Origin of the sequence: Nocardiopsis sp. TNDT3 (genome assembly GCF_003427465.1) — a bacterium.
GTDB lineage: Bacteria > Actinomycetota > Actinomycetes > Streptosporangiales > Streptosporangiaceae > Nocardiopsis > Nocardiopsis dassonvillei.
The window spans coordinates 1-8,027 of the sequence record NZ_QPFC01000782.1 but is presented as its reverse complement, the minus strand read 5'-3'; the positions used below and the strand labels follow the sequence as shown (position 1 = coordinate 8,027).

Below are 8,027 nucleotides of genomic sequence, written 5' to 3'. Positions count from 1 at the left end.
GCGCCGGACGGCGCCGCCGCTCCTGCTCGGGGTTCCCAGCACCCGGCCACCCCTCATGGCCGAATTCCGGTTTCGGATACACCCGCATCCTGTGCGTTGCTGTCCACCTTACGCGGTTTCGTCACCAACTGTCGCTTGCCAGGAACTATCAGTTAACCAAGGCGGGGCTGCGCGCGGTGAGGGATCCCCGAAAAGGTACGCGGGTCCGATACGGCCGCGGGCCCGGTACGCCCCGGGTTCCGCGGCCGTGGTCGGCGGGAGCGGCCCGTGCCCTCAGGCCTCGTCCCTGACGGCCTCCTCGGCGTCGGCGACGGTTTCGGACGTTCCGGGGACGGCGTCGGTCCCGGTCGCGCCCTCGGTCCCCGTGGCCCCGGCCTCGGCGTCCTCGGTCCCGGGCTCCCGGGGCGCGGGGTTGATCCGCATGGCCTCGGCCGCCTCGGGACCGGCCTCCAAAAGGACGCGGAAGCCCTCCTCGTCCAGGACCGGCACCCCCAGCTTGACGGCCTTGTCGTACTTGGAGCCGGGGCTGTCGCCGACCACCACGAAACCCGTCTTCTTGGACACCGACGCCGTGGCCCGGCCGCCGCGCTCGGCGATCGCCTCCTTGGCCCCGTCCCGGCTGAAGCCCTCCAGGGATCCGGTCACCACCACGGTGACCCCCTCCAGGTGGCGCGGCCTGGAGCCGTCGTCCTCGTCCTCCATGCGCACCCCGGCGTCGGCCCACTTGCGGACGATCTCGGCGTGCCAGTCCACCGAGAACCACTCGCGGATGGAGGCGGCGATGGTCGGGCCGACGCCGTCGACCGCAGCCAGCTCCTCCTCGCTGGCCGCGCGGATGGCGTCCATGGAGCGGAAGTGGCGGGCCAGGTCCTCCGCCGCGCGCGGACCCACGTGCCGGATGGACAGCGCCACCAGCACACGCCACAGCGGCTTGGACTTGGCCTCCTCCAGCTGCTCGAAGAGCTTCTCGACCGTCTTCTTGGGTTCGCCCTTCTTGTTGGCGAAGAAGGACACCACCTTGGGCTCGCCGGTCTTGGGGTCGGTCTTGGGCTCGGTGGTGTCGGGGTCGAGCACGTGGGTGCGGATGGGCAGCAGCATGTCGACGGTGAGGTCGAACAGGTCGCCCTCGTCGCGCACCGGCGGCCGGGCGGGCTCCAGCGGCTGGGTGAGGGCGGTGGCGGCCACGTAGCCCAGCGCCTCGATGTCCAGGGCCTTGCGGCTGGCCACGAAGAACAGGCGCTCGCGCAGCTGGCCCGGGCAGGAGCGGGCGTTGGGGCAGCGCAGGTCGACGTCGCCCTCCTTCTGCTGGCCGAGCGTGGTGCCGCACTCGGGGCAGGACTCGGGCATGGCGAAGGCCCGCTCGGTGCCGTCGCGGCGGTCGAGCACCGGGGCGACGATCTCGGGGATGACGTCGCCCGCCTTGCGCAGCACGACGGTGTCGCCGATGAGCACGCCCTTGCGCTCGACCTCGCGCGCGTTGTGCAGGGTGGCGAACTCGACCTCGGACCCGGCCACGACCACCGGCTCCATGACCCCGTAGGGGGTGACGCGCCCGGTACGGCCCACGCCCACCTTGATGTCGAGCAGGCGGGTGGTGACCTCCTCGGGCGGGTACTTGTAGGCGATCGCCCAGCGCGGGACGCGGCTGGTGGAGCCCAGGCGCCGCTGGAGGGCGAAGTCGTCGACCTTGATGACGATGCCGTCGATCTCGTAGGCGGGCTCGTGGCGGTGGGCCGCGTAGTGGGCCACGTACTCGCGGACCTCGTCCATGGTGGTGACGACCCGGTAGCGGTCGCTGAGCGGCAGCCCCCACTCCCCCAGCAGCCGGTAGGCCTGCGACTGGCTGGTGAAGGCCACCTCCCCGCCGCCGTCCTTCGCCGGAGAGTAGGCGCCCACGCCGTGCACGATCATCGACAGCGGCCGGGTGGCGGTGACGCGGGGGTCCTTCTGGCGCAGCGACCCGGCGGCGGCGTTGCGGGGGTTGGCGAAGGGGGTGTGCTCGCCCGAGGCGGTGATGCGCTCGTTGAGTTTTCCGAAGTCCTCCACCGGCAGGAAGACCTCCCCCCGCACCTCCAGCAGCTCGGGGGCGGGGCGCACGCTCTCGTCCAGGCGCTCGGGGACGACCCCGATGGTGCGCACGTTGAGGGTGATGTCCTCGCCGACGCGGCCGTCGCCGCGGGTGGCGGCGCGCACGAGGCGGCCCTTCTCGTACACCAGGTCCACGGCCAGGCCGTCGATCTTGAGCTCGCACAGGTAGCCGTTGACGGGCACCTCGGCGCTGGCCCGGTCGGCCCAGGCGTTGAGCTCGTCGACGTCGAAGGCGTTGCCCAGGCTCTCCATCCGCACCAGGTGCTCGACCGCGGCGAAGTCGACGCTGATGGGCGCGCCGACCTTCTGCGTGGGCGAGTCCTGGGTGGCCAGGGCGGGGTAGGAGTCCTCGATGCCGACCAGCTCACGCATGAGGGTGTCGTACTCGGCGTCGGAGATCACCGGTGTGCCCAGGTAGTACCGGTAACTGTGGTCGTCCAGTTCCTGGCACAGCTCGGTGTGCCGGGCGCGAACCTCGTCGGGGATGTCGGTGGTGGTGTCGGGCGCGCTCACTCGGTACCTTTCTCGCTCTCGTGCTCGCCTGCTGCGGGCGCTACCTTCGGGGTTCGTCCCGCAGGACCCGGGCACCGGCTCGGGAGGCGTTCAGGGCCGCCCTCGCGTGGCCGGGTGAGGCGCCCGCCAGCCCGCACGTGGGCGTGGTGACCACCGCGCGGGAGAGCAGGTCGGGGGAGAATCCCAACCGGTTCCACAACTCGCGAACAGGATCGACAGTAGCGGCGGGGTCGGACATTCGGGCGGTCCTCGCGGGCTCGGCGCCGTCGCTGGAGGGGACCACGCCGAGCAGGAGTCCGGTGCCCGCCTCCACGGCCGTGCCGACCGTCTCGTCGTGGTCGCGGGTGAGGAGGAGGGCGTTGAGGCTCAGCGCGCGGGCGCCGCTGCGGCGCAGCAGGTCGACGGGGACTCCGGGGGCGCAGCAGTGCGCGGCGGGGACCGCCCCGGTGGCGTCGATCGCGGCGAAGAGGACGCGCAGGGCGGCCTCGACGCGCACCCGGTCGACGGCGGGCAGGCGGCCGTAGCCGCTGGCGGTGGGCAGGGCGCCGAGCAGGACGGCGGGCAGGGAGGGCTCGTCGACCTGGACGAGGAGCCGGGCGCCGGGGACCCGCCTGCGGACCTCGCCCAGGTGCGCCAGGACGCCCTCCAGGTGGGACTCGGTCAGGTCGCGGCAGGCCCCCGGGTCGGAGACCAGGCGCTGGCCGTTGCGCAGTTCGACCGACGCGGCCAGGGTCCACGGCCCGGCGACCTGCACCTTGAGGGTGCCGGTGAAGCCGTGGGCGTGCTCGGTGAGGGCGTCGAGGTCGTAGGACATGAGGCTGGCCGCGCGGCCCAGGTCGCGTCCGGGGCTGTCGGCGACCCGCCAGCCGCTGGGCTGGACCTGCACGGGGAACTCCACCAGGAGGCCGCAGGTGCGGCCGACCATGTCGGCGCCGACGCCGCGCGCGGGCAGCTCGGGCAGGTGCGGCAGGTCGGGGAGTTCGCCGAGGACCGTGCGCATCGCCTCATCGGGGTCCTCGCCCGGCCAGGACCCGACCCCGGTGGAGGACGCCGCGGGCCAGGGGTAGGGGTGCTGTTCGCTCACATCGCCCAAGGTTAGGGCAACGCGCCCCGGTCAGGCGCTACCGTCGGGACGCGTCGGGGCTAACCCGCGGAGGCGCGGTGGGCGTCGGTGGCGTCCTCGGGCTCCTCGGAGGGCTCTTCGGCGGCGCGGGAGCGGCGGGCGCGCAGCACCATCACGGCCACGACGGCCGAGGCCAGCGCGGCCACGCCCAGGGCCGCCCAGGGCGAGTCCAGGAACAGGGAGAACCAGGTGCCCACCAGGCCGCCGATGACCACGCCCCACAGGCCCGCCCAGATCAGCGAGCCGACGAACATCGCGGCGAGGTAGCGCGGGAAGCGCATGCGCATCGCGCCCGCGGCGAGGTTGACGGCGGTCTGCACGCCGACGGTGCAGAAGCTCAGGGTGACCACGGGCGCGCCGTAGCGGTCGATGCGCCGCCGGGCGGCGTCCAGCCGGGGGCCGAGTCTGGCGCCCATACGGCTGCGGGTCACCCCGGCGCCCAGGCCGCGGCCGATCCAGTACGTGGCCTGGGCACGGCACAGGACCACGCCGAGCAGCGTGAAGTAGACGATCCAGAACGGCTGGCCGTCGAGGAAATCGAACTCCGGCATGGGCAGGCCCCCTCACCTCGCCCCGCAACTATGCTATGCCTTACCTAAGTTCGGCAAGGGATCGCGGGCGACGAACCAGGTGGGACAGCCCACTCCGCCGCCGGGCCCCCGGGCGGCACGTCCCCGCGCCCGCCCGGACCGCCGCACCGGCCCCCTCAGACCGCGGCGCCGGTTCTGGAGGTGGCGGAGATCGTGGCCGACCCCAGCACCGTGTCGCCCTGGTAGACCACCACGGCCTGCCCGGTGGCCACGCCGGTCGCGGGTTCGGCCAGCCGGACGACCAGCTCGGGACCGCCGTCGGCCTCGCGCTGCCACACGCTCGCCGGGTAGACCTCGCCGTGGGCGCGCAGCTGCACGTGGCAGTCGGTCGGCTCGGTCAGGGGCTCGCTGCCGCTCCACACCGGGCGCACGCCGGTGATGGCGTCCACCCGCAGGGACGCCCGCGGCCCCACCGTGACGGAGTTGTCGACCGGCTCGATGGAGAGCACGTACCGCGGGTGGGCGGCGCCGCCCAGGCCCAGGCCCTTGCGCTGGCCCACGGTGAAGGTGTGCGAGCCGTTGTGCGTGCCCACCACCGTGCCGTCCTCGTCCCGGATCGGCCCCGGCCGCTCGCCGATGCGCCGGTTGAGGAAGCCCGCCGTGTCACCGTCGGCGATGAAGCAGATGTCGTGGCTGTCGGGCTTGTCCGCCACCGACAGGCCGCGCCGCTCGGCCTCCGCGCGCACCTCGTCCTTGGTGCAGTCCCCCAGCGGGAACACCGCGCGCTCCAGCTGCTCGGCGTTGAGCACGCCCAGCACGTAGGACTGGTCCTTGGCCGCGTCCACGCTGCGCACCAGGCGCCCGTCGACCTTGCGGACGTGGTGTCCGGTGGCCACGGCGTCGAAGCCCAGGGCGACGGCCCGGTCCAGCACCGCCTCGAACTTGATCTTCTCGTTGCAGCGCAGGCAGGGGTTGGGGGTGTTGCCCGCCTCGTACTCGGCCACGAAGTCCTGTACGACCTCGCGGTCGAACTCCTCCGACATGTCCCAGACGTAGAAGGGGATGCCGATGACGTCGGCGGCCCGCCGCGCGTCGTGGGAGTCCTCCACGGTGCAGCAGCCGCGAGCGCCCGTGCGGTAGGACTGCGGGTTCTTGGAGAGCGCCAGGTGGACACCGGTGACGTCGTGGCCCGCCTCGGCCACACGGGCCGCGGCGACCGCGGAGTCGACCCCGCCCGACATGGCGGCGAGTACACGCAAAGTCATAGTGGGTCCAGGGTATGCGCTCGTGGAGGGGACGGAGTCCCCGCCTGGGGGGACGGGAACCTCCGACCGGGGGTCAACGGCGACGCCCGGCGGGGAACCAGGCCGCGGCCTCGGGAGGGCGAACCGTCCGCCGGGCGGCCCCCGGGCGCGACGGCGAGTGTGGTCGTCCGCTTCTGCGAAAATCGGGGCATGGCTCTGTTCCGTCGTCGCCGCTCCACCGACTCCGCCTCCTCAGTGACCGCCTTCTGGGACGCCTGGCCCGCCGAACGCGAGGCCCTGGCCAGCGCGGTCGAGTCGGACCAGCCCGTGCCCGCCGAGGTGTCCGAGCGCGTCACCGCGCTGGTCCGCTCCATCCACCCGGACATGGAGTGGGAGGTGGGCCGCGCCCCGAAGCCGAGCGGCGGCCTGGAGGACCTCGACCTGTCGACCGACGTCGACCCGGGCAAGCTCCTGGAGCAGCTGGCCGCCCTGGACGACCCCTCCCGGCTGACCGACGGCCCCGCCTACGCCCTGACGCTGCGCCCCGGCGGCTCGGAGGAGGCGCGCATCCTGTCCGAGCGCTGGGCGCGCTCGGCCCCCGAGGACTCCCGGTGGCTGTTCCGGCCGGTGCGGCCCGCCGACCACGACCAGCTGTCCTCCACCGTCAACCTGGACGACCACGAGCTCGACCTGTCGCACGTGTCGGTGTCCATGCGGGTCGACCACGCGACCGGCAAGGTCGAGGTGGGCGTGTACCACCCCGACAACATGTTCCTGCCCGAGAGCACGCGCGCCGCCGTGGCCGAGCACGTCACCCTGCTGGCGCTGGGCGAGGACGACCGGGTGCGGTGGATCGGTGAGACGGCGCCGCTGGACGAGCCGCCGCTGGACCCGCTGCCGCCCACGTCGATGCCCGCCGTGGTGCGGCAGATGGCGGACATGCTCGGCGGGTCGGGCGGCTGGGCGACGCTGCACGGGCGCATCCCCCTCCAGGGCGCGGTGGAGATCCTGCTCCGCCACCCGCTGACCCGTCGCGACTTCCCGGCGTTCACCCTGTTCGTGCAGGTGATCGTGCCGTACACGCACACGGACGAGGACAAGCTGCCCGCCGGCGCCTCCGCCTCGGCGTTGGACGACCTGGAGGCCCGGATCTCGGGTGTGCTGGGGGACAACGGCGCGCTGTTCATGCGCCAGACCGTGGGCGGCAGGCGTGACTACCGCTACTACCTGGACCCGGACTCGGGCGTGCTGCCCGAGTTCGAGGCCGTGCTGACGGACTGGTCCGAGGGGGAGGTCAAGCTGCGCAGCCAGCTCGACCCGTCCTGGGCGCAGTTCAACGCCGCGCGCAGGCCGTTCCGCCGCCAGCTGGGCGAGTAGGGCGCGGCGGCGGGGCAGCGGCCGGGACGGCTGTCCACCGCCTCGGGGGAAACGGATCACCGGTTCTTGGTCCGCCGCCGACTCCGGGGGCTTCAGGGTCAACCCGAAATCCCACCTTGCACATCTGGCCCCCAAGTCACAACAGGCGTAACGTGTCATTTCCGCCAGGAGGATGATGCGGCCTTGGACGGTGTGCAGCCACGAGCACCATCGGGTCGGCCCCGGGTCGCCGCGGTCGGCGCGGTCCTCGCCCTGTGCCTGGTGGGAGCTCCGCTGATGTCCCTGTTCCCCGTGGGGATCTGGGACACCGCCCGCGCCCTGACGTTGAGCGGCGCGGGCCAGGGGGCGCTGCTGCTCGCGCCGGTGGTCGCCGGGGTCGTCCTGCTCATGTTCTGGCTGGCGTCCCAGTGGTTGGAGAGGTCCGGCGTGAACCATCCCTTCGCGTCGGCCGCGCTCGTGACGGCCACCGCCATGGTCACACCCGTGGTCGTCGCGTTCCTGGCCCCGGAGGTCATGACGCTGCCCTGGGGGACCGCCGCCAACACCGCCTTCCTGACCGGGACCGTCGCGACGCTGGGCATGGGCGCGTCGATGCTGTTGGACCGGCCCTCCGACCGCTGGCGGCCGGGGGTGCTGCCCGCCGTGGCGGTGGTCGCCGTCCTGCTCGCGGCGCTGCCCGCCGTGGAGGACGCGGTGCTCGCGCGGGCGGCCGACGAGCGTTCGCGCGCGCAGATCATGTCCTTCGAGCGGACCATCGCGGTGCTGGACCACCCGGGATGGTCGCTGGCCCAGGTGCACGAGGTGGAGGACGGCCTGCGCCTGACCTACCGCGACGGGAACGGGGCACCGCTGCACGTGCTGACGTGGGACGGCACGCGTTCGGCCGACGCCGGGTTGGACGCGGGCTGCGGTTTCCCCGGCACGTGGTGCCGCGACCTGGGGGAGGCGGTGGTCGTGCACCACGCCGACGGCCACCCGAGCGAGCTGCGCACGCACCTCGACGACGGCACGGTGGCGAGCCTACTCCCGGAGCCGGGCACGCCCACCGACCTGCTCGGGGTGTCCCGGGCGCTGCGCCCCGAGGAGCCCGGTGAGCGCTGCGACCTCGTGGAGGCCGTCACCGCGTGAGGCGGCGCGGGCCCGCCCCCGCCC

The 8,027-nt window shown here is 73.4% G+C and carries 6 protein-coding genes; 2 read left to right on the top strand and 4 right to left on the bottom strand.

Annotated elements, in window-relative coordinates; translation table 11 throughout:
* Positions 1-273: 273 nt before the first annotated feature.
* The 4 genes from ligA to mnmA form a co-directional block, all read right to left on the bottom strand.
* Positions 274-2,601: an NAD-dependent DNA ligase LigA gene (gene ligA, locus DQW06_RS19210; protein ID WP_117199042.1), complete on the bottom strand. Its 2,328-nt coding sequence runs from the start codon at positions 2,599-2,601 to the stop codon at positions 274-276.
* 40 nt (positions 2,602-2,641) lie between these two features.
* Positions 2,642-3,685, bottom strand: a complete 1,044-nt coding sequence (locus DQW06_RS19205) for a methionine synthase (protein WP_013151216.1) — start codon at positions 3,683-3,685, stop codon at positions 2,642-2,644.
* 59 nt (positions 3,686-3,744) lie between these two features.
* Complete coding sequence (locus DQW06_RS19200) at positions 3,745-4,275, bottom strand: DedA family protein (protein WP_013151215.1); 531 nt, start codon at positions 4,273-4,275, stop codon at positions 3,745-3,747.
* A gap of 155 nt (positions 4,276-4,430) precedes the next feature.
* Positions 4,431-5,519: a tRNA 2-thiouridine(34) synthase MnmA gene (mnmA, locus tag DQW06_RS19195; protein ID WP_013151214.1), complete on the bottom strand. Its 1,089-nt coding sequence runs from the start codon at positions 5,517-5,519 to the stop codon at positions 4,431-4,433.
* A 189-nt stretch (positions 5,520-5,708) separates the two neighbouring features.
* Here mnmA and DQW06_RS19190 point away from each other — a divergent pair, with 189 nt between their 5' ends.
* Together DQW06_RS19190 and DQW06_RS19185 are read left to right on the top strand one after the other, a co-directional pair.
* On the top strand, positions 5,709-6,875 hold the full coding sequence (locus DQW06_RS19190; RefSeq protein WP_013151213.1) for a DUF695 domain-containing protein: 1,167 nt from the start codon (positions 5,709-5,711) through the stop codon (positions 6,873-6,875).
* A gap of 192 nt (positions 6,876-7,067) precedes the next feature.
* A complete protein-coding gene (locus DQW06_RS19185; RefSeq protein WP_232833080.1) occupies positions 7,068-8,003 on the top strand; it encodes a hypothetical protein in 936 nt (311 codons plus the stop codon).
* The last annotated feature ends 24 nt before the right edge of the window (positions 8,004-8,027 follow it).